17 protein-coding genes and 2 other annotated features are annotated in these 23,911 nt (G+C 48.3%); of the genes, 5 read left to right on the forward strand and 12 right to left on the reverse strand.

Annotated features, from left to right (window positions below; all coding sequences use genetic code 11):
* Positions 1–415 precede the first annotated feature (415 nt).
* The 4 genes from BVI01S_RS02965 to BVI01S_RS02980 all read left to right on the forward strand — a co-directional run bounded on the left by BVI01S_RS02965 (position 416) and on the right by BVI01S_RS02980 (position 6,367).
* Entirely contained in the window at positions 416–2,050 is a 1,635-nt protein-coding gene (locus BVI01S_RS02965) for a PTS transporter subunit IIBC (protein WP_034761289.1), read from the forward strand.
* 3 nt (positions 2,051–2,053) lie between these two features.
* Positions 2,054–2,851, forward strand: a complete 798-nt coding sequence (locus BVI01S_RS02970) for an endonuclease/exonuclease/phosphatase family protein (RefSeq protein WP_061809175.1) — start codon at positions 2,054–2,056, stop codon at positions 2,849–2,851.
* A 162-nt stretch (positions 2,852–3,013) separates the two neighbouring features.
* Complete coding sequence (locus BVI01S_RS02975) at positions 3,014–4,735, forward strand: pyruvate oxidase (protein ID WP_061809176.1); 1,722 nt, start codon at positions 3,014–3,016, stop codon at positions 4,733–4,735.
* Between the two features lie 51 nt (positions 4,736–4,786).
* Entirely contained in the window at positions 4,787–6,367 is a 1,581-nt protein-coding gene (locus tag BVI01S_RS02980) for an FMN-binding glutamate synthase family protein (protein WP_034761283.1), read from the forward strand.
* 167 nt (positions 6,368–6,534) lie between these two features.
* On the opposite strand, the gene BVI01S_RS02985 is transcribed toward BVI01S_RS02980, so the two are convergent.
* Complete coding sequence (locus BVI01S_RS02985; protein ID WP_061809177.1) at positions 6,535–9,495, reverse strand: carbohydrate binding domain-containing protein; 2,961 nt, start codon at positions 9,493–9,495, stop codon at positions 6,535–6,537.
* Positions 9,496–9,918: 423 nt separating this feature from the next.
* Positions 9,919–10,944 (reverse strand): LacI family DNA-binding transcriptional regulator, encoded by a 1,026-nt coding sequence (locus BVI01S_RS02990; protein ID WP_061809178.1) that lies wholly within the window; start codon positions 10,942–10,944, stop codon positions 9,919–9,921.
* 143 nt (positions 10,945–11,087) lie between these two features.
* Here BVI01S_RS02990 and BVI01S_RS02995 point away from each other — a divergent pair, with 143 nt between their 5' ends.
* Complete coding sequence (locus BVI01S_RS02995) at positions 11,088–12,770, forward strand: MFS transporter (RefSeq protein WP_061809179.1); 1,683 nt, start codon at positions 11,088–11,090, stop codon at positions 12,768–12,770.
* A 42-nt stretch (positions 12,771–12,812) separates the two neighbouring features.
* On the opposite strand, the gene BVI01S_RS03000 is transcribed toward BVI01S_RS02995, so the two are convergent.
* The 10 genes from BVI01S_RS03000 to BVI01S_RS03045 form a co-directional block, all read right to left on the reverse strand.
* Complete coding sequence (locus tag BVI01S_RS03000; RefSeq protein ID WP_061809200.1) at positions 12,813–13,370, reverse strand: GNAT family N-acetyltransferase; 558 nt, start codon at positions 13,368–13,370, stop codon at positions 12,813–12,815.
* A gap of 114 nt (positions 13,371–13,484) precedes the next feature.
* Complete coding sequence (locus BVI01S_RS22445) at positions 13,485–13,658, reverse strand: hypothetical protein (protein ID WP_156030071.1); 174 nt, start codon at positions 13,656–13,658, stop codon at positions 13,485–13,487.
* Between the two features lie 107 nt (positions 13,659–13,765).
* Positions 13,766–15,196 carry a proline--tRNA ligase gene (gene proS, locus BVI01S_RS03005; protein WP_061809180.1) on the reverse strand — a complete coding sequence of 477 codons (1,431 nt, stop codon included), beginning with the start codon at positions 15,194–15,196 and terminating at the stop codon, positions 13,766–13,768.
* Positions 15,197–15,314: 118 nt separating this feature from the next.
* Positions 15,315–15,519: a binding site (T-box leader), on the reverse strand.
* Between the two features lie 46 nt (positions 15,520–15,565).
* Positions 15,566–16,591 (reverse strand): hypothetical protein, encoded by a 1,026-nt coding sequence (locus BVI01S_RS03010; RefSeq protein ID WP_034761273.1) that lies wholly within the window; start codon positions 16,589–16,591, stop codon positions 15,566–15,568.
* 27 nt (positions 16,592–16,618) lie between these two features.
* Complete coding sequence (locus tag BVI01S_RS03015; protein ID WP_061809181.1) at positions 16,619–17,842, reverse strand: MFS transporter; 1,224 nt, start codon at positions 17,840–17,842, stop codon at positions 16,619–16,621.
* Between the two features lie 59 nt (positions 17,843–17,901).
* Positions 17,902–18,152, reverse strand: a binding site (T-box leader).
* A 104-nt stretch (positions 18,153–18,256) separates the two neighbouring features.
* Positions 18,257–18,457 (reverse strand): hypothetical protein, encoded by a 201-nt coding sequence (locus tag BVI01S_RS03025; protein WP_034761269.1) that lies wholly within the window; start codon positions 18,455–18,457, stop codon positions 18,257–18,259.
* A gap of 327 nt (positions 18,458–18,784) precedes the next feature.
* On the reverse strand, positions 18,785–20,233 hold the full coding sequence (locus BVI01S_RS03030; RefSeq protein ID WP_061809183.1) for a carbon starvation CstA family protein: 1,449 nt from the start codon (positions 20,231–20,233) through the stop codon (positions 18,785–18,787).
* A 254-nt stretch (positions 20,234–20,487) separates the two neighbouring features.
* On the reverse strand, positions 20,488–21,201 hold the full coding sequence (locus tag BVI01S_RS03035; RefSeq protein ID WP_034761264.1) for a LytR/AlgR family response regulator transcription factor: 714 nt from the start codon (positions 21,199–21,201) through the stop codon (positions 20,488–20,490).
* Entirely contained in the window at positions 21,198–22,937 is a 1,740-nt protein-coding gene (locus BVI01S_RS03040; RefSeq protein WP_061809184.1) for a sensor histidine kinase, read from the reverse strand. The genes BVI01S_RS03035 and BVI01S_RS03040 overlap by 4 nt, the downstream gene beginning before the upstream one ends.
* A 116-nt stretch (positions 22,938–23,053) precedes the next feature.
* Positions 23,054–23,896, reverse strand: a complete 843-nt coding sequence (locus BVI01S_RS03045) for a YihY/virulence factor BrkB family protein (protein ID WP_034761258.1) — start codon at positions 23,894–23,896, stop codon at positions 23,054–23,056.
* Between the last annotated feature and the right edge of the window lie 15 nt (positions 23,897–23,911).

The following is a 23,911-nucleotide window of genomic DNA, read 5'->3' on the forward strand; positions in this document are numbered from 1 at the left end:
TGAAGAGCATCCGGCCGGGTGCTCTTTTTGTATAGGAATAACCTCTTTTATCCACATGTGAATAACTTTCGAAACCTTCAAATACTATCCACAACCTCTCACCCACTACTAAACAACTACCTCTCACTTCCCCGTCCCCACCGCAGCCCTCCTACTACCAAGGTCCGTCCCTCACACCACTAATATTTTACTAAAATACTATTTTGTTATTGCTTTCTTGAAAGGGATATCATAAAATGTGTTTAGCTAGTGCAAACGGTTGCATCTATTATGCATCTATTTTCACTTACATAGCACCATACTATGAAGACACAGCGACACGCGTTTCACTTTAAACTGAAATGTAAACGCACACATGTCATCCAATGTAAGAAATATAGTCAAATAGATTGATATCAAAGGAGGAAACGGGTTTATGAAGAATGTATTGTCATTTGATTTTTGGCAGAAGTTCGGGAAAGCATTGCTTGTGGTCGTGGCCGTCATGCCAGCTGCAGGGATCATGATTTCCCTCGGTAAGTTGATTGCCATGATGGGTGGAGACATCACATTAGTGCAAACGATTGCAAGAGTAATGGAGGATATTGGTTGGGGCGTCATTACGAATCTTCACATCCTCTTCGCCGTAGCCATCGGGGGCTCATGGGCGAAAGAACGTGCAGGCGGAGCCTTCGCTGCCCTGATCGCCTTCATTTTGATCAACCGGATCACAGGAGCGATCTTCGGAGTGAGCGGGGATATGCTTTCAGACCCTGAAGCAACGGTCTCTTCCCTATTCGGCCAAACGCTGGTCGTTTCGGATTATTTCACTTCGGTCCTTGGTGCACCTGCCCTTAACATGGGGGTATTCGTCGGAATCATTTCCGGTTTCCTTGGAGCGAATCTTTTCAACAAGTATTACAACTACAGCAAATTGCCTGATGCCCTTTCCTTCTTTAATGGAAAACGTTTCGTACCATTTGTGGTCATCGTCGGCTCTGTCATCATCGCCGTCATCATGTCAATTGTATGGCCGTTCATTCAAGGGTTACTGAATGACTTTGGTCAATGGATCGCCACATCACGTAACACGGCACCCATCATCGCGCCTTTCGTATTCGGTGCGTTAGAGCGACTGTTACTGCCATTCGGTCTGCATCATATGCTGACCGTTCCGATCAACTACACGGAACTTGGCGGAACATATACAATCCTGACAGGTTCAAGCGCAGGATCGACGGTTGCGGGACAAGATCCATTATGGCTTGCCTGGATCGCCGACTTAAACAATTTCCTGGCTGCAGGAGACACGGCAAGCTATAAACAATTGTTAAACGATGTGACACCGGCACGTTTCAAAGTCGGTCAAATGATTTTATCCACAGCTGCCCTGATCGGTATCGCGTATGCCATGTACCGCAATGTGGATAAAGATAAAAAGAAGAAATACAAATCTATGTTCTTCTCAGCAGGATTGGCTGTATTCTTAACGGGAGTTACCGAGCCCATTGAATTCATGTTCATGTTCGCTGCCCCGCTTTTATATGTTGTGTATGCGATCATGACGGGACTTGCTTTTGCGATTGTGGATATCGTCCACATCCGCGTTCACTCTTTTGGATCCATCGAGCTTCTCACCCGTGTACCGATGATCATTAAAGCAGGTCTGTGGGTAGATCTTGTAAACTTTGTCATTGCCTGCCTCGTATTCTTTGGTCTGAACTTTGCCGTTGCCAACTTACTGATCAAAAAGTTCAACTTCCCGACACCGGGCCGTAATGGAAACTACATTGAAGATGAAGCTTCGACGGGCGGAGGTACGGTAAGTGCCGATTCCATCGCGCCAAAAGTCGTTGCCATGCTTGGCGGTAAAGAAAACATCGTGGACGTCGATGCCTGCATGACCCGTCTTCGTGTAACGGTAAAAGACACAAGCCTTGTCGGCACGGAACAGGAATGGAAGAAAAACGGGGCACTCGGCCTCATCCTAAAAGATAAAGGCGTCCAGGCCATTTACGGTCCGAAAGCAGACGTCATCAAGTCGGACATTCAAGACCTGCTGGGAGCGTAAGCCATGAAATTACTGACGCTTAATTGTCACTCCTGGCAGGAAGACAACCAGCTCGACAAGATCTCGATTCTAGCCGATGACATCGCGGAGAAATCCTATGATGTCATCGCCCTTCAGGAAGTCAGTCAGCTGATCGAAAGCGAAATCGTCCATGGCCTGGTCAAAAAAGACAATTTCGCCCTTGTCCTACTTGGGGAACTTGAGAAGCGAGGCGTGACAAATTACACACTCGTCTGGGACTTCGCTCATATCGGCTATGATGTCTACGAAGAAGGCGTCGCCATTTTGACGAAGTACCCCATAGTTGAGGAACATCGCTTCTTCATCTCGAAAAGCCATGATCCATCCTATTGGAAAACCCGTAAGATCGTCGGGGCCACCATTTCTTATCATGGTAAGCCCCTCACCTTCTACTCCTGCCACCTCGGCTGGTGGACGGACGAAGAAGAACCATTCAAGTACCAGGCAGACTCCTTAATGGAACAGGTCACCCCGGAATCCCCCTTCTTCCTGATGGGCGATTTCAATAACGATGCCCTGGTTCGTGATGAAGGATACGATTATCTCCTTTCCAAAGGACTCACAGATACATTCGGGGAAGCCCTTGAACGGGACAACGGCATCACCGTCCGCGGAAACATTGCCGGTTGGGATGAGAATACAGTCGATTTACGGCTCGATCTTATCCTCTCCAGTAAAAAAATAGATGTCGCTTCCTCCCGGGTCATCTTCAATGATGGTAATAAACCTGTCGTATCGGATCATTTCGGAGTGGAAGTTGAGTTAGTAGAAAGCAACTGATCGTGGATCGGTTGCTTTTTTTTGCGTTCGAAAAGGTCTTACGGGAAGATATCGACCGTTCTACATCTATTAACAAACCTCTCAACCTCCCTATTCCCCCCACGTTTAATAAATCCCCATCAGTGGTAAAAAAATCACTATACACTAAAAGGAGGTTCAACTATGGGACATAAACTCGCAGGGCAGGCAGCTGCCGACATCATGGAACAATGGAAGATCAAGCATGTATTCGGTCTTCCCGGTGATTCCATCAATCACTTTGTCGACGTACTGCGAAGTGAAAAAGAGGAAATCGAGTTCATCCAAGTCAGACATGAGGAAGTCGGGGCACTCGCCGCCTCGTCGTATGCAAAACTTACGGGAAATATCGGGGTATGTTTATCCATTGGCGGACCCGGTGCCATCCACCTGTTAAATGGATTGTATGACGCAAAGGCGGACGGAGCACCCGTATTGGTTTTGGCCGGACAGGTCGCGACAGAAGAGCTTGGAATGGATTCCTTCCAGGAAGTTCATCTGGACCGGGTGTTTGCGGACGTTTCCGTATACTGTGAACTGGTCTCATCACCTGAATCACTTCCCGATCTCATGAATCAGGCCATCAGGACCGCTTATGCAAAAAAAGGAGTGTCCGTGCTGATCATCCCCGACGACATCCCCGGGCAAAAAATCAAGGACTCCATAAAAGATACGTCCAGTATCCCGGCTGCAACCATCGCCGCTCCCCTTGAACAAGATATGAAGACCGGAATGGAATATGTACATAAGGCACAGCGTCCGGTCATCCTTGCAGGAACGGGATCCAGGCATGCAGCACGTGAACTTGAGGCTTTCGCTGAAAAGATCGCGGCTCCGGTCATCTTTACGCTTCCGGCTAAAGGAATATTCCCTGACAAGCATCCCCATAATCTCGGACAGCTCGGTCAAATCGGGACAAAACCTGCTTATGAAGCCATGGAGGAAGCAGATCTTCTCATCATGATCGGTACGTCGTTCCCTTATCGTGATTTTCTTCCCGATGATACGCCAGCCGTTCAGATCGATGCGGATCCGGCACAAATCGGAAAGAGATATCCCGTTAGCGTCGGGATCGTCGGAGATTCGAACCTTGTATTAAAACGATGGAATCAACAGCTTCCCGTCAAAGAGGACCGATCCTTTTTGGAAGAATGCCAGAACAATATGAAGAACTGGTGGAAGCATGTTGAAAAAGACGAAGTAGAAGCGACGATGCCCATGAAGGCTCCTCAAGTCATTGCGGCCCTCCAGAAGATTGCAGACGACGATGCGATCCTGTCCGTCGATGTCGGCAATGTAACCGTCTGGACCGCCAGACACTTCAAGATGACCAATCAGAAAATGATTATTTCCAGCTGGATGGCGACCATGGGATGCGGACTACCAGGGGCGATCGCAAGCGGCCTGGCAGAGCCTGAGCGCCAGTCGATTGCCGTATGCGGAGACGGTGGGTTCACCATGGTGATGCATGATTTCGTTACGGCGGTCAAATACAAGCTGCCGATCATCGTCGTCATCATGAACAACAGTAAAATCGGCATGATCAAGTATGAACAGGAATCCATCGGCCACCTGGAATATGAAACGGATCTTCAGGACATCGATTTCGCCCAGTTCGCCAAAGCATGTGGAGGGGAAGGTTATCGTGTCATGAAACATGAGGATCTTCAGCCTGCCTTTGATATGGCTGCAAAATCCAATAAGCCGGTCATCATCGATTGTGTCATCGAAGATCAGCCACCGCTACCCGGTAAGATCAACTTCGAACAGGCCGCCGGTTATTCAAAGCATGTCATGAAGAAATTCTTCAAGAAGCATGAAGCCGAAATGCCACCGTTACGCAAAGCCATGAAACGACTATTTTAACAAAGAAGTGAGCCTATAAAAGGGCTCCTTTTCCCTATTGGAGGAATGAAAATGAACAGCATATCCATCATTCAGTGGATTCTCCTTATCATCATCGTACTCGCACTGCTTATCCCAGCTGTCCTTATTTTTTATTTATGGATGACCGATGAAAAACAAAAGGAGCATGCGGTATTGAGGAACTTTCCGGTTCTCGGAAAAATGAGGTACATCCTCGAGAAGATCGGCCCTGAACTGAGACAATACCTCTTTCATAATGACAACGAAGGAAAGCCCTTCTCGAGACTTGAATACACGAATACCGTCATGGCGGGTAAATACAAATCCCGGATGCTCGGCTTTGGTTCCGAGCGGGACTTCGAAAAGGAAGGCTACTACATACGAAACACCCTTTTCCCTGTCCAACGGGACGAACTCCGCATCGACAACTCACAAAAAGTAAACACCAAAATCTATAAAATCGATAAAGATAATCTGCTCAGCCGCAGGGAACACCGTGAAGAAACTGAAACCGATCCCTTTCTCCTGAAAGACGAAGATGCCCCTGTCATCGGTGAACATACGTGCAGGCATCCCTTTACAGTGAAAGGACTCGTCGGTCAGTCCGCCATGAGCTACGGCTCCCTCGGTGAGCAGGCCATCACGGCTCTTTCAACCGGGTTGAACCTTGCTTCCGGGTCGTGGATGAACACTGGGGAAGGCGGATTATCCAAGCATCACCTGAAAGGCGGAGTCGACATCATCTGTCAGATCGGACCGGGCTTATTCGGCGTCAGAACGAAGGACGGCGAATTTTCATGGGAAGAATTCAAGAAAAAGAGTGATCTCAAAGAAGTAAAGGCCTTCGAATTGAAACTCGCCCAGGGCGCAAAGACGCGCGGCGGTCACGTTGACGGAAAAAAAGTGACACAGGAGATTGCCAACATCCGTAACGTCGAGCCATGGAAATCCATCGACAGCCCGAACCGCTTCAAGGAATTCAACAACAACGAACAGATGCTGGATTTCATCGAACAACTCCGGGAAGTCGGCGGCAAACCCGTCGGGATCAAACTGGTCGTCGGGAACACGAATGATATTGAAAGCCTCGCTTCCTACATGGCCACTTCCGGAAAACATCCCGACTTCATCACCGTGGACGGCGGAGAAGGAGGAACAGGTGCATCGTATCAGGAACTTGCGGCTTCTGCCGGAGTCCCGATCAAATCCGCCCTTCCCTTCCTTCACGACACCCTGGTGAAATACGGCGTACGGGACAAAGTGAAGATCTTTGCTTCCGGAAAATTGTTAACACCCGACAAAATTGCCTTCGCACTCGCCCTCGGTGCCGACTTTGTCAACATCGCCCGGGGACTGATGTTCTCCGTGGGCTGCATCCAGGCTCAAGTATGCCACACGAACAACTGTCCCGTCGGCGTTGCCACCACCGACAAGAAACTGCAGCGGGCACTGATCGTCGAAGAAAAAGCATTTCGCGTCTGCAACTACATCATCTCCCTCCGTGAAGGCCTGTACAATATGGCTGCAGCTGCAGGGATCGATACACCGACAAAATTCGGGCGTGAGCACATTGTATTCCGGGATGAAGACGGACGATTGCATCCGGTCAAACCGGAAAAGGCACTGTCATAATGGAAAGAAGCAGCCGATGTCGGCTGCTTCTTTTTTTGGTGACGGGAGTGGATATTGACCGTTCTTCATTCCCGACAAAACCCGCCCCCTTCCAGACCGAGCGCTCAGTCAAGTTTATCCACAAAAAAACACAGCGCCCCCAAAACAAGACGCCGTGCCCCACACTCCTACTTCAATTCCACATTATCAATCACTACATCATGAGCACCAATCGGCGATCCACTAGTCTTCCCAATCAGGAATTTAAGGCTCGTGTCCTCGCCAACAGGTGGCGTAAATGTATACTCATAATGCGTCATCTCTCCACCCAGCTGAGCGACTTCTGATAAATAGCGCGTATACGCAGCATTTTCAATCGTCACTTCCATCGTCCGGTCCACTGTCGAACTCGCATCGAAGGAAAGGGTATATTCCACTCCCGGCTTAAGCTTCAGCCCTTCTTGGAAAAGTTGTACACTCCAAGGTTCCATTCCTTCATTTCCGATTGAAATCTTAGCCTGTCCGTTTTCAGAAGAAATACCGGCAACAGCATCAAAATGGATGTAATTTGCCCAGTATTCTAAATCGGAATCAAACGAACCATTTTGGATGACGTTTGCACCAGGAGGTCCCGCTTTCTTCTTTAATGAGAGGTTATCGATCTTCACTTCATCGGTACTGCCACCCAGATCAATCACCAGCTGTGACTCCAAATCCGTCACATCCGGCATCGTGAACGTCAGGGCATGACCCTCCCAATCAGCGGTGAGAGGGATCGTTTCCGTTGCGTACACCTCTTCCCCATCCTTGCTTCTCATCTCGATCTGTATATCACGACCACTTTCTGCCACTCCGTCAAACGTCAATTCATATTCATTCAACGCTTTAAGCTGGATGCCTTTTTGCACCAGCCCGGCTTCTTCCGTTTCGCTAGAAGGCTTGGCTGAGAATACCCGCTCAGCAGGGTCCACTCCCAACGTATTCCCGGAACCTAGCAGATGCCAATAAAGAAGGCGGTCAGGGAATCCCTGGTCGAACGTCCCATTATAAATAAGGTTCCCCGTCGGCAGTTCAGGTTTGGAAGCATCCGGATCCACTTCCACAGGCGGGATCTCTTCCACCCGGATATTTCCGAGCCACACAGGGAGCTTGGACAATCCGAGATTAAATTCCACACGTGCTGCCAAATCATTTTCCTCGGTCATCTGGAACACCATTTCATAGGATTCCACCCCATCTTTCAGTGAAAAAGATTCACTGTTTGAATAGGCACTGTATCCCCTGGCTTCACCCCCGCCGACTTTTACATTGACCTTCCGTGATCCCGTCGATTTTGCATCGAAGGAAACCCGGTAGTAACGTCCCTTTCCGAGTGATACGTCCTGGATGAGCTGAACGGAATAAGGCTGGCTTCCCGGTTCTTCCACATCCACTTTGGCAAAATTTCTTCCCTCGATCTGATCAAGGGAGACATTGGCTTTCCCTCCGAAATCAGGGACGGTCAAGAAGTACCAGTAATCCGTATTTTCCACTCCTGGAATCCCGTCAACGTCTTCCCATTCCTGATCAAATCCGGTATTGTACATGAGGTTTCCGTCTTCCAGTGGCTGCTTTGCATCGTCAGGCAGTGGAGCTTGTTCAAATTCCGGCAGTTCGGGCGTTTGATACGGTCTTCCCGTCAAGTCATACACACGCACATAATCCACATCCATGGATTGAGGGAACATCGTCTCTTCCGTCGGTTCACCGTCGAAATTTCCGCCTATCGCAAGATTCAACAGCATATGGAAGGATTGATCAAACGGCGCAGGGTACGTGAAGTTGGCAGCGTTGCCGGTCCCTTTGCTGTACCAATTGTTCTGGGTCTGGCGGAGTTTCCCATCCACATACCAGCGGATTTCCCCCGGCTCCCATTCAACGGAGTACACATGCTCGTCCGCAATCGTCCTTCCATCTTCAAAGGCATAATGATCGCCGGTGTATTTATTATTTGGCCACGATTCCCCGTAATGAAGCGTCCCGATCGCTTCACCCGGATTGCTGCCCTGTGCTTCTAAAATATCAATCTCACCGGATGCAGCCCATCCGCCATACCGGTCATCTTCCGGAAGCATCCAGAACGCCGGCCAATATCCCTTTCCAACCGGGAGGGAGGCCTTCATTTCAAATTTTCCATACGTTTTGGAAAACAGGCCCTTCGTCTTCAAACGGGAAGACGTATAGCCGTATCCTTGATAGTTTTCTTTTTTAGCCGTAATCAGAAGCTTCCCGTCTTCAGTCCGCGCATTTTCAGGACGGTCCGTGTAGTATTGCTTTTCATTATTCCCCCATCCTGAAATGAAAGTACCATTCGCATCGGTATATCCGTTTCCGATATCGAACGTCCACTTGTCGCGATCGATCTCATCCTCATTGAATTCATCATTCCACACAAGGGTCCATGGCGTGACAACCGAAGAGGCTTCAATTGTTTCTGTTCCATTCCATACGATGACGCCATCCAGCGTGGCTTTTTCGATGGAACCTTCTCCATCGATGGCCGATCCCTCCCCTGCTTTCGATACGAGGAGCTCCTTCACCATCCCATCAGGCGTAAGGAAGACATTTGAAAGCGCGTTCAATTCTAACCGACCGGCAATACCGTCAAGCTCTACTTGCGCTTCTCCCTTTTTCCCTGTCGTCTCGATCGTATCGAATTCACCTTTCAACTCGGCATTTTTCGTTTTTACATTTGATGCCGAGACCGCAACGTCTTGAAACCCTTCGGAAGTAATCTCGTTTTCTTCCAATAACACATTTCCTCCCAGGAGGGTCTGTTCAACGACCGAATCCCCGGAAACCGTGATCTTCGACAAATGACCGGGTCCTTCAACTGAAAGACTCTTCAACTCGGAATCTGTCAATTGAAGGGTGTCGGGTGCTTCTCCCTTGATCAGCGTCTTTCCTTCTACCGTCACGTTTTCAAGGATAATGTCCTTTCCGGCAGCCGGTGTGATCACGAGGTCGCCTTCTATCGTTCTATCTTCTAAGGTTGAATCTTTGAGGTGAAAAGGTTTGTCTTTTTGTGGTGCGGCACTACCTATGTTCGCGGGTGGCAGAGTCATGATGAGACATGCAGCGGTAAACGAAGTGACTGCTTTTTTTAACATGTGAACTCCTCCTGTTTTCATTTATGTCTCACGTGGGACATTTGTGTATAACTATAAAACCACCAACTTCGTTTGACAATATTTTTCTACCATAATGATTTCTTATTTATTAGAAAAAGCCCGTCCTTAATGGATAAAGAAGAATGGGCAAAAGTAAAATAAGCGGAGTTTTTCCGGTTACATTCTAAGTGACCTTGTTTTGGGATATAGATAAGCGGACGTTTTCCGCTTATCCACAGAAAAATCACCTATTTTTGTATTTTTTGAGTTAATAGGCGGAATTCCTCCGTCTATTTGAGGCTTTTATAATAGAAATGACGACTTAAGCGGAATATTTCCGGTTATTTATCAGCTCTAGGGCTTAGCCTGATGTCCCAACAGATAGGTTATTTCATTTAATAGCATGCACACGAAAACGGAGCCCTAAAGCTTTTTCTCTGAGCAGGAATTCCTCATGACCAAAGACGCTTGAAAAGGACTCATCGTTTCATATGGCTCCCCTTCCACCCTCTGTATCAGCTCCTCCACTAATGCAACCGCCATCTCCACTCTCGGAACGTTCATGGTCGAAAGTGCAGGCGATGTGTATTCTGTCAGCAAAATATTATCAAAACCGATGAGTGAAACGTCCTCCGGTACATCCCGTCCCTCTTCCTTCAATGCCTTGAGGGCCCCGAAGGCGATATGATCATTGGAGCAGACGATAGCGGAAGGAAGTTCCCCTTGCCGGATCCAATGATGGATGGCATCTTTTCCCGACTCTTCCACGAACCTGCCCGTATAGATGTACTCCGGCTTCACGCTGATCCCTGCTGCTTTCAACGCCTTTTGGTAGCCATTAAGGCGCTCCACCGCTGCAGGATTATCCTGGTCACCTGTAATGATGCCGATTTCTTCATGCCCAAGCTGAAGCAGGTGACGGGTCGCCTCCATGGCACTCACTTCATTTTCCAAGACTGGCATGGGGATGGAAGGATTACGGCGGGTCACGTTGTTCTGATCGAAAACCCCGACCAAAAAGTTGGCGGAAAGGATTTCATCCACGATCGACTGGACATTACTCCAGCTGATGATGATGCCTGCATCGATGCTTTTTTCCCTGTAAAGCTTCAACACGGGTGATGGATCATCCACCTCCGCCATCGTCACAAGCACCTTATACCCCCGAAGAGAGCAGGCATTGATCACCGCCCCGATCACCACGCTGTAAAAAAGATCATCGGAATAGATCCGATCCTTCCCGGGGTCCTGAATGATGAACAGCCCGATCGTATGGGTCTTTTTCTTCACCAGCCTCCGTGCTGAAACATTCGGCTGATACTGATGCTCCTCCATGATCTTCAAGATCCGCTCCCGTGTCTCGGTCCGTACCTGGGGAGAATCATTCAACACCCGCTGCACCGTCTTCCGCGACACCCCCGCTAGCCTCGCTATATCAAATATATCCATACTTTCCTCCTGAGTGGTTACTTCTTCCTATTATAACGGATGATGAGTGGGTTGGGTATGTGGTAAAAAACAAATGAAACCTCCCCGCCCCCTCATCCGTATATACACTATAAACAGAATCACAACCTTGAAAGGGGAACACTATGGGAAACATCTTACTATTTTCATTGATTGTCGGATTGGTCATGGCCTTATTGCTCGTACCGAGGGCCGTCATGAAAAAACAAAATAAAAAAGAGGGATATCCTTCCTTCCCGGCACTATTTGGAGCCACCTTACTCATCACGACTGTTGTAGTATTCGTCTTCTATTATCTTTCGAATCTCGATCAGAACTTCACGAGCATATGGATCCTCCTGATCATCGCCTCCGGATTCGGGTCCGCATTTGCCACGGGGAAAGAACGGATGGTAAAAGGGGTTCTGTTCCTCGCGAGCATCTTCGTCGGTGCTTACTTCCTGACCGCTTTCGTCTTCAATGCGGATGAGAAGTTCGAATCGGCGAAAATGGATGTCAAAACAGAGATCCAGGCTTTTGATGAAAAGGAAACGCCTGCAAGCGTCCCTCCACAATTCGCCCGTAACAAAATGAAGAAAGCATTCGGCCAGGTTCCGAATACAAGCTATTATGAGCTCGGCAACCTGCAGATCCAGAAGGTGGACGGTGAGTACGTCTACATCGCACCTGTCGAATTCTCCGGCTTCTTCAAATGGTTCAAAGGGGATTCGACACCAGGTTACTTCAAGCTGAGTGCCACGGATTCAAACGCCAACCCTAAATTCATCAAAGAAGAAATGGTGTACACACCTTCTTCATACTTCAATAAAAAAGTGGAGCGTCATATCCGCTTGAATTATCCGAAGGAAATCTTCAACGGGGACGTCCAGCTTGAAATCGACGATGATGGAAAACCGTTCTATATCCAGACGTACGGAAACTTCATCTCAGCCCGTAACGGTTTCGATGTAAAAGGAATCGTCATGGTCGACCCCGAGACAGGTAAAACGAAGTCATATGCCATCAAAGATGTACCGGCGTTCATCGACGGCGCGGTTTCCCCTGAAACGGTCAGCCTTCAGAACAGCTATTTCGGTAACTATGTGAAAGGTTTCTGGAACAGCCGCTTCGGTAAATCGGACGTGAAACTGCCATCTGATGAAGGAACAGAAGCAAACGTGAGCCCTATTTTTGACGAAAATGGTGACATGTACTACTTCACCGATTTCACATCGCCAAAAGAAGGCGTCGATTCCATGCTCGGCTACTCCCTGACGAATTCAAGAACGGGTAAAGCGACATTCTACACAGGAAATCTGGAAGAATCGTACATGGATTCACAGGGCGCCCTGCAAATCATCCAGAAGAAATTCATCGAGAAGAAATGGGACGGCGAAATGCCTGTGCTCTATAACTTCTACGGTGAAGCAAGCTGGCTGACTCCGGTGCTCGATGCGAATGGTTTCTTACAGAACTACTTCATCGTCTCGGCTGCCAACCCGGAAATCTCAGCTTATGCAAACACGCCGAATCAGGCATTGAAAGCTTATAAAACCGCCCTGCAACGCGGCGGCGGAAGCGTCGACGGCAGCTCGAAAGCCGAGGAGAAGCAAGCAGACGGTACGGTCGTCCGGGTCTATAAAGAAAAATCCGGTGACTACACCATCGTTTCCTTCCTCTTGGATAACGGAAAAAACTATATCGTTTCTTCTGAAAACAGCTTACTCGCCATCTACTTGAAGGAAAATGATAAGGTCAACGTCACGTATATGGATACAGGAGAAGCCTTCCTCCCTGTAAAAGACATGACGATTGAAGGATTACAATAATAATCGAAAGGCCGGAATCATCAGCTGATTCCGGCCTTTTCTCTATTCTCCCGCATTCACATAATACACTAGATTATCCGTCCACTCCCCAAACTCATAAATAAACCCTTTTCGAGTGCACTCATACTCCATGCCCACGGATTCCGCAAGTCGGATCGAAGGCGTATTATCCAGATTGATATGAGCTTCGATGCGGTGAAAATTCAATTTCACAAATGCGAGCTGAAGGGCTGCCTTCATCGCTTCCTTCCCGTATCCCCGGTTCCAATAGCGATTATGTATCGTGTAGCCTGCCCTGCCCCAATTAAAGTTGTACCTCATGAGGGTCGAGAAATCGATCGTACCGACGTTCGCGCCATTCTCTTTCAGGAAGATCCCGAGGATATACACCTGATCTCCCTCGATCATTTCGTCATGTTTCTCAAGCATCTCCCTGAACCAGAACTCCGTGCACTCACTCATATCCTGATAGCCGACATCATATTTATGCTGTGACGGGAGCCTGTTCAGATGTTCCCTCAACCAGTTTTCATAATCCTGATTCACGAAGGGCCTGATCACCAACCGTGGTGTTTCGATAGTTAAGTCCTTATGCTTCATCATCTGCGCCCTCCTTTATATGTATTACGTTAATAGTACCAACCACCTAAGTAGATTGGTAGTTCTTTTTCATAAAAACGGAAGGCGCCTCTCTACGGAGAAGCGCCATAATCGTTATTTCTCATTATTCCATTCTTCCTCTAATTCCTTCTCGATCTCCTCATCGGATAAATATTCCTCATCAAGCTGCTGTACATGCTCGGTGATCCGGTTGAGCTTGGAATGCACGATCCATAGGCTGATTACCACGAATACCATGAAAAAAATGACGATGAGTCCCACATCCATATTAATCGACGCCTCCTTTACCTATATTTATTAAGTAAACATAGAAAAAAGAAGACTTTAGTCAGAAAAAGTCCGGAAAGGTGCGAAAGTCCCCTGTCAGGTGGAACTCAATACGCCTTCGCCCAGTAGACCAACTGTTTCGCATCCTTTTCACAGCACACGCACGTATCGGACACCTGCTCCTGTTCAAACGGCATGCATCGTGATGTGGCACTCGTTTCTTCCTTGATTTTATCTTCACAGGCACGGTCTCCGCACCACATCGCTTTGATGAAACCGCCTTTTTCACTCACCGTCGTTTTGAACTCATCAAACGTTTTGGCGACCGCCGTTTTTTCTTCGCGGTGTTCTCTCGCTTTTTCCAATAGATTGCGTTGAATGTCTTCGAGGAGCGCAGTGACTTTCCCTTCCAGCTCTTCCATCGTGACCGTGATTTTTTCCCCGGTATCACGTCTCGCCAGAATCACCTGCCCGTTCTCGATATCTCGTGGACCGACTTCCAGGCGGAGTGGGATCCCCTTCATTTCATATTCATTGAACTTCCAGCCCGGCTTTTTGTCACTGGCATCGATCCCTACGCGGGCAACACCTGAAAGCTGTGTCTTCAAGTTATAGGCAAAATCAAGGACGCCTTCTTTATGCTGGGCAATCGGCACGATCATCAGCTGGGTCGGAGCAATCCGTGGCGGCACAACAAGTCCCCTGTCGTCCCCGTGCACCATGATCATGGCCCCTATGATGCGGGTGGTGAGTCCCCATGATGTTTGCTGGACATATTGAAGCTTGCCGTCACGGTCCGTGAACTGGATGCCGAATGATTTTGCAAATCCGTCCCCGAGATGATGGGAAGTCCCTGATTGCAACGCTTTTCCGTCATGCATTAAACTCTCGATCGTGTACGTATATTTCGCACCGGCAAATTTCTCTTTCTCCGTTTTTTGACCTTTGATGACAGGAATCGCCAGCATCTCTTCACAAAGCTCTGCGTATACTTCGAGCATCTGAACCGTTTCCTCATGAGCATCCTGATCGGTCTCGTGACATGTATGGCCTTCCTGCCAGAGGAACTCAAGCGTTCGTAGGAACGGGCGCGTCGTCTTTTCCCAGCGAACTACATTCGCCCACTGGTTGTAGAGTTTCGGCAGGTCCCGGTAGGAGTGGATGATGTTTTTATAATGCTCTCCGAATAACACTTCGGACGTCGGACGCACGCATAGCCGTTCCGCTAACTCCTCATCACCTCCATGGGTCACCCATGCGACTTCCGGTGCGAATCCTTCGATATGATCCTTCTCTTTTTGCAGGAGGCTTTCCGGTATAAAAAGGGGCATATACACATTTTCATGCCCGGTTTCCTTGATTTTCGCATCAAGGGCATCCTTGATGTTTTCCCAGATTGCGTACCCGTACGGTCTGATGATCATCGAGCCCCGGACGCTCGAGTAGTCGATCAACTCCGCCTTCGTCACGACATCGGTGTACCACTGGGCAAAGTCTTCATCCATGCCCGTTACATCTTTTACAAATTCTTTAGCCATTTGAGAGCACCTCATTTTTTAGTTGGATTGGTTTTATCAGCGGAATTTTCATTTTATCAGCGAAATCCCACATATATCAGCGAACCGCCCGACGGGAACAAAAAAAGCCCTGCTTCTCATCAGGGACCATTTCTGGCGGTACCACCCTGATTCAAAGCAAAGCTTTACACTCATTCCATGATAACGGTTTCGGACCGCTGATATCTTCATTCGATACAGAACTAGGAGGCAGGTTCAAAGGTTCATCCATGGGAGCTTCTCACCAAACCGCTCCCTCTCTGAAAAGACAAGATCCTTTTACTGATCCTCTTCAATGTTTCAGTTATTTTAGATGATTATATAGAGATTCCATGAGGGTGTCAATATCTGTTAGAGGGAATAAAACCGTTCCATTTCCCGCTCAAAGAAATCATTCCCATTCCTTTCATCAAAATCCCCTGCAATCTCCTCGGCCACTTCACTCATCACATCCACGGCAAAGCCCGGGCGATGCCCCGCTTCCAGGAGCTTCCGGTGGAGGACGATGGCACTCATATAAAAATAGAACATTCCATACGGATCTTTCCCGCTGTCGGCATACTCGATGTGGCGCTCCAATACTTTGATGCCCCTAAGAGGTTCCGTTAAAGCAAGAAACCGGATATGCTCAGAGGCCTCAATGAGAAAGTGGGGTTTGTCGTAAATGAAGAAGTATCCCTCGGATTGGTAACGTACGGCTTCCTCCAACCGGCCGTCCTCATAATAAGGAAGGAGCAGCTTGCTGTACGTAAGATGTGGAATTTCCCCGCAGCACACTTCTTTGGATAATAACAGCTTCTCGATGGGAGCCGCCTTCTCCTTTTCCCCGGTGCAATAGAAATACTCAAGCTGTGTCTGATATTCACACGCTTCACAATCCGCCAGGGCATCCCGTTCTGCGGCGAGCCACTCATGATAATAGGAGTGGGCCTCCTCCACTTCGCCAGTCTTCAAAGCCCGTTTATGCTGATGCTGATAATAAGGACGCAGACTGTAGCCGTAGCGGTCATACGCTTCCTGAAAGTCATTGAAAAATGCATCCAGGAGCTCCATTTCAATGCCCGGCATCTTCACCAGATGCTCCGCCATCCATTTATAGATCCAGAGGAAGCTTTCCACCCAATCCTCCAAGTTCTCTTCATTATCTAAAAAGAACCCGTTGCACCATTCGAAGTGATCGAATAGTTCCTCATACTCCCCAAGATAGTTGACGGTTCTCATGATTCCGAAACGACAGCAGAATTCCTTATAGAGATCCCCTTCTTTTTGGGCGATGAACAACAGATCCTCCAACCCATCCCACTTCTCAAAGCTCGCTTCTTCCCGACTCATCAGCTCTTCCCATTTATCCCAATATTGATCCACCGTCATCTTCATCCGCGAACCTCCTTCATGAGTGCGTTTTTATTTATTATAACATTCTGAATTATAGTTTAACTGTTTTTTCCAAGAATTCTTTCTCAGCGCTCCCCATAAAACCAGGGTCATCCCAAGCATGACAAGCGAACCTGCCACGACGGCAGCCCGAACCGACACCCCTTCTGCCCCAACTCCGATCAGAACCGTCAGTAAGATGACAAGAACCCCTTCAAGCAATCCATACAGACTCCCTACCCTCCCCATGATTTCAACGGGGATATGTTCTTGATAAAAAGTCTCGAACCCTGTTGTCGCAAAGGCCAGGGCAAAGGATAAAAGGGCGAATCCAACCGCAACCGTCAAGAAGTCATGTGAACATGCATATATGATATACCCAACGGAGACGATGACAGAGCCGACACCCATGAGGTGCATATGATGAAGTTTTTGAGACAACGCCGCATTCAGGAAAGATCCCAGTACAAATCCTCCCCCTGCAATGCTCACAAGATATCCGTAGGTGCTATTGGAGAGATGCAGCACCTCTTTAGAAAAAGCGGCTTCAAGGGAATCGATGGCGGCCGTCATCACGAGCATGCACGTAAACAATACGTACAGGATCATCACATACGCTGCTTTCTTGCTGAAACCCCATACCACCCGCCAATCCTCCTTAATGATTTCCCACTCAAGGGTACTTGTTTCATTCAATGAATCCCCCTCAAGTTTCGGTAATAACAGGGTGATCACACCTGATAACAAAAGGGCAAGAGCGTTCATATAAAGGGCAAAATCCGGTGTGCCCATCAGGAATAATATCCCGGCCACCCCGGGCCCGATCAGAAATGCCCCAGATCCGACCAGTCCCCGAAGAGCATTGAACCGCTGCCTGTTCCCCTTCGGAATCAACGTTGTAATGTAAGCCATCGACGCCGGATAAAAGACGGCACTCCCCATATTGATGAAAAGCACGACAACATACATCCACCAATCCGCCGCAAGGAATGGCAACACCGCAATCAATACCGCCCTGAAAAAGTCCAGTGCCGCCAACAGATTCCGCTTATTGACCCGGTCAATCAAACTCCCGGCCCACCCGTTCGTGATAAGCGCCGCAGCTGGCTTCAACACATATAACATCACCACCGCCACAGGCGACCCCCACTCTTCCAATACAATCAAATTAAGGGCAATCAGGTAAATCCAACCCCCGATACTCGAAATCCCGATACCCGATAAAAGCAACATAGGATCCTTCCACTTTTTCATCCACTATTCCTCCCCGCGATTTGTGTACAACAAAAAAATCCCACCCCCAAGACGTTGGTCTTGGGGGCGAGATTATTGATCGCGGTGCCACCCCAGTTCACCAGTATGTCACCATACTGGCCTTTTCGGGTACGGCCCATCGGCGTATACCCTAGCTCCGTAACGGGAGCTCCCGTCACACCATCCCCGCTGCCGGTTCCGATGCGCTGCTCAGAGTCTTGATTCAATATCGTCCTTCCTGCCCCTTTTCAGCTGCCGGAGCTCTCTTTAAAGAAGTCTTGATATCTACTCTTCTCTTCATGGCATTTTTTTGAAATTTTTATTATGGTAGCATGGTTGGGATAGAAAGTAAATGAAAATCACATAATCAGCTTCAAAAAAAAGAGCACTCCACAAGAGCGCTCCTCTCCCCAATTAGCTACCCATCTTCCGGCGGGTATTGCTTGGCTTCTTCGTTTGCTGACTTTGCATGCGTTGGTTGGATGCAAGGCCGCCTGTTGCCTGCTTGCCGCCTGCCTGTGCTTCTTTCTTCTTTGCAAGTTGTTGCTTCATCGCTTCTTGAAGGCTGATTTTTTTCTTTTCTGGCTGTATTTGTTGATCATTAGTATTCGACATAATGGGATCTCCTTTTTGAGACTACTAAATTTTTGAAACTACCTCCATTATAATACATCCGACCGAATAAAGACATCTGCCTAAAAAAGAAAATAAGCCAACCCCGTGAAGGATTGGCGATAAATATTTCTAGTGATATCCATTCTGTCCGTTTGCAGAACCGGATGTTTTGTGTTTCGGCTTCGCGTTTTGATTTTGCTTTGTACCGCCGTCTTTTTTCGTTTTCTTTGTCATCCTGAATCACTCCTAAGACATAGTTTGTGAATCCTTATTATTTTGTACAAAAAAAGAAAAGAGTTTCCCGGTAATAACCGGAAAACTCTCCATTTACGCTGCTGGCTGCGGCACGTCTTCGTCGACCTGTATGACGCTGCCATCGTTTAAGCGCTTTCGCAATGTGTAGATAAAGGCAAGGATGGACACAATCGTTATGACTGCAGCTCCCATATAGGCTGTGCCCATGGAAAGACCGAATCCGATTGGAGCGTTCAGGATATACGTGAACGTTACCATCGTCATAAAGATGGCCGGGATCGTTGCGACCCAGTGTGGTTTCTTTTGCAGTGCCAGGTACATGGCGCCTACCCAAAGGGCAATCATCGCCGTCGATTGGTTTGCCCATGAGAAGTATCTCCATAAGAGATTGAAGTCCATACGTGTCAGTACGACTGAAATCACGAACAGTGGAACGGCAATCCAAAGGCGGCTGGACATTTTCACCTGTCCGACTTTGATGTAATCGGCAATGATCATACGTGCACTTCGGAATGATGTATCACCGGAAGTGATCGGTAGAACGATGACTCCAAGGATGGCAAGCGTTCCGCCGATGGAACCAAGCATGAGAACAGACACTTCACTCACGACTGCCGCAGGTCCTCCGTCTTTCAAGATCGCATTCAGTTCACCAGGCTCGAACAGGCTCATGGCTGCTGCTGCCCAGATCATCGCGATGATAGCTTCTAAAATCATCATACCGTAGAAAATCTTGCGTCCGTTCTTCTCGTTTTGAGTCGTTCTTGAGATGATCGGTGACTGTGTTGCGTGGAAGCCTGAAAGGGCCCCACACGAAATCGTCAAGAATAGTAAAGGAAAAATAGCGACAGAATCAGGATGCATATTCTTCAGGGATACTTCAGGAATATCCGCTCCCGTAATCACCAATCCTGCTCCGATTCCTACTGCACTGATTAAAAGCAGTGCTCCGAACAGCGGATACACTTTACCGATGATTTTATCGATCGGAAGTAATGTTGCGACAATATAGTAAATGAAGATCGCTGCAATGATGACACCAAGTGAAATCCATGCCGGCGTCAGATTCGCAATCAGGGCTGCAGGTGCCGTAACGAACACCGTCCCTACCAATACAAGTAACAGAATCGAGAATGCGTTCACCACATGCTTCATCGTTTTACCAAGGAAACGTCCTGCAAGCTCCGGTAAATGAGCCCCTCCGTTACGGATTGAAATCATCCCCGTCAAGTAATCATGGACTGCTCCGGCAAAAATCGCCCCGAGTACGATCCAAAGGAAAGCGACCGGTCCGTATAATGCTCCCATGATCGGACCGAAGATCGGGCCGACACCAGCGATATTCAACAGCTGGATCATGGAGTTACGCTTCGTGTCCATTGGGACGTAGTCGACTCCGTCTGCCTTTGCATAAGCAGGGGTCGAACGTGTTTCATTAATACCAAAAATCTTTTCAATCAATTTTCCATATGTGAAGTAACCAATAATTAAGACAACAATCGAGACCAGGAATGTGACCATGTATATGATCCCCTTTCGTTCAGTTATGAATACGCTTTCATTATAGCAAGCACATTCACATTTTCGTCACATTCTGTTTAAGATGTCGAAAATTGGGGTTGAGATGTTCTGGAAGGGGATTATTGTGCATGGTGAAATTGATGGGTGCCTGGCACCGAATGCTCTATTTGTACCTGGCACCTATCAACCATTTTGTACCTGGTACAAATCCCACCGATTGTACCAGGTACACCCACACTACACACAAACTCAAACTACAACTCCAACCTCTCCCGCAACTCCTTCACATAATTCCGGCTCACCGGAATCGCCTCATCGGCCCCATGAACTTTCAGCTGGTATACGCCGCTCCCCCATGGAATCAGCTCTTCCACAAAGGGCAGCTGAACGAGATAGCTTTTGTGGACACGGAAGAACGGGTAGGTGATGAGTTTCGCTTCCAATTCCTTGATTGGCAGCCTGCACGTGTATTTCTTTTTTTTCGTACAGATGAACGTTTCCCGCTCTTCCCTGAAAATGTAGAGAATATCCTCCGGCTTGACGAATACAATCTTGTCCTCATCATGGACGGCCAGTTTCCCGAGGGATGGATTTTCACGAGGTTCGACCTTCACTAAAGACTTCAGTCTCTCCATCGTTTGGGCAAGCTGATCCTCTTCAAAAGGCTTCAGCAGATAATCGACAGCCTCGACCCGGAACGCTTTAAGGGCATAGTCAGGGTAGGCCGTGGCGAAGACGATTTCCGGCTTATGCTTCATGTTTTGAAGGGCCTCGGCGAGATCCACTCCGCTCATGCCGGGCATCTCGATGTCCAGGAACAGGACGTCAGGCTCTTTCGTCAGTATGATTTCGAGGCCCTTTTCGGCTGAGCTTGCTTCCCCGACCACCTCTGCCCAGGGATAACTGCCGAGGAGATGCTTCATTTCCTCACGGCTGTATGGTTCATCATCGATGATTGCGATTTTCATTCCTTTTCACTCCTTAACGTAAAGGCAACGGTGGTCCCGCTTTCCTTTGCCGATGAGATCTTCAGCCCTGCTTCTTTTCCCATCATCATTTCCAGACGTTTGTTCACATTGTATAGGCCGATCCCTGTGCCTGCCTCTGATTCAACGGGCTCCGATAATAGCTTACTCAGTCTGTCTTCTGCGATGCCACACCCATTATCCGTCACGCCGACGGTCACTTTCTCTCCTTCTTTCCTTATCGAGATCGTTAACACAAACCCTTCTTCTACATGTTTCATCCCATGCTTGATCGCATTTTCCACCAGGGGCTGAAGGGTGATGGATGGGACTTTCGCCTGTAAGGCATCTTCATCGATCTGATACTCAACCTTCAGCCGGTCAAAGAATCGTGCTTCTTCAATGGCCAGGTATGCTTTCACATGCTGTCCTTCTTCTTTGAGAGTGGACGTTGATTTCGTGCTCCCCGTCAGATTCTGGCGGACGAATTGGGAAAGGGAAATGAGCAGTGTCCTGGCCTTATCGGGATTGATCCGGGTCAATGACACAATGACATTGATCGTATTGAACAGAAAATGAGGATTGATCTGAGCCTGGAGTGCCTTTACTTCGGACTCCTTCGCCAGCTCCTTATGGGTATCGATTTCAGCAAGCTCCAGCTGATGGCTGAGAAGTGTCGCAATCCCTTTTGTCAGCTCCATCAATATCGGTGAAATTTCCTTTTCGGAATGAAAATAGAATTTAAGGGTCCCAACGATGTCATCCCCTTTTAAAAGCGGGGCCATGATGGCCGCTCCTAGTGGACACCCGCTCCGGTCACACTGGATATCCTCCCGCCCCACCTTCATGAGCTCACCGGTTTCGATGACCCGCTTCGTCGCTTCCGTTTGGATCGGCCGCCCTTCATGGTGATGATCAGATGCAAGTCCGACATGAGCGAGGATGTGGGATGTATTCGTGATGGAAACGGCCAAGGCATTGACATCCCTCATAAGGATTTCACATGTTGCCCTGGCTGATGATGCATTCAATCCTTTTCGCATGTATTGAACCGTACTGTCTGCCAGGCGTAGTGCTTTCTGTGACTGAGCAGCCCCCATCCGTTCCTCTTCTTGAAATACACTCTTGATGATAAGCAGGAAAATCCCGGTCCCGACGCCATTGGCGAGAATCATCGGCCAGCCGATATCAGACACGAGCAGGTAAGCATCGTCAAATGGTTTCGACAATAACAGGATGAGAAGCATCTGCATCCCCTCTGCAATAAAGCCGACAAAGAACGCCTTTTGCGGAGAAACGAGCCTGTTTTTCTTTTCCCGCTTGCCGATCCATCCTGCCAACAGACCTGCAAGCACCGTCGAGATCCCGCATGAGAACGCGGTGAATCCACCAAGGAAATACCGGTGGACTCCCGCCACCAGTCCGGCCCCGAGACCGATCCAGGGACCACCGAGAAGACCTGCCACCACAACACCGATTACCCGCGAGTTCGCAATCGCTTCATTCTGTTGAAGATGCCACTGCCATTTTGTATATTCTTCCTGAAACGGATTCACGATCAATCCTGTATATGTACCAACGATCCCGAAGAAACCAAACAGCAGGACCAGGAGGAGCGTCTGGGTTTTCTTCACGTGGGTGCGTTTTTCAATCAGATGCCGAAAGAAGCTGATCCTCGTCATCACAAAGGCAATCGTCACGATGATGCCGAGCCGTTCGACCATTGCGGCAATTAACATTTTCCCCACCTCGCTTTCTCTATCACATAAAAAAAGAAGACCCCTTAAACACGAATGTTTAATAGAATCTTCCCCTACTTCAACCTTTCCTATGTCGGGGGATGATGTCCCCTATTTTAACACGAATCTTTGTCTTTAATCGTGACGAGTGCATTGATTTCTCCACCGATCATGATGATGATTCCCGTTAAGTAGAACCAGATCATGAGTACGATGATACCACCGATGCTGCCGTATGTGGCGGAATAATTCCCATAGCTTCCCACATAATACGAAAAGGCCAAGGACGCAAGTACCCATCCAAGCGTCGCAAAGATTGCTCCCGGAAACGCACTTAAACATTTGATCCGTTTACTTGGAGCGAAATAATACAATCCGACGAAAATGATAAAGAGGATGATGGGAGTGATGGCCCAGCGTATCCCGTTCCATATCGTTAAGAATTGATCTGAAAATCCAAATTGAGAAAAGAGGAATAGACCAATCTGCTTTCCGAATACCGGAAGCAGGAGAGCGATGACAAATACCAGGATCATGGCGAATGTCAACAGAATGGACATCAGGCGCGTGGCAATGAATGATCTGGTTTCCTCGACATCATATGCCCGGTTCAAGCTCTTCACAATGGCATTCATCCCATTGGATGCCGACCAGATCGTGGCAATGATACTGACGGACAGTAAACCGGAATTGCGGTTGGACATGACGTCCTGCAACGTTTCCTCGATCATTGACATCGTTTCACCCGGCGCAAAGTCCCTTACCAATCCAAGGATATCCCCCTGTTCAAAGGGAAGATACGGAAGAAGGGTGACAATAAATATCAGCAGTGGGAAGAGCGATAAAAGAAAGTAATAGGCAATTTGCGCAGCAAGGCCCGTTACGTCATTCGCACTGATATTGGCAAAAAGACTTTTCGAAAATCCTTTCCATTCTCCTTTGACCGTCTCATCCGACATGCTTTCACCTCATTT

This window comes from Rossellomorea vietnamensis NBRC 101237 (assembly GCF_001591825.1).
In the GTDB taxonomy this organism is placed as follows: domain Bacteria; phylum Bacillota; class Bacilli; order Bacillales; family Bacillaceae_B; genus Rossellomorea; species Rossellomorea vietnamensis.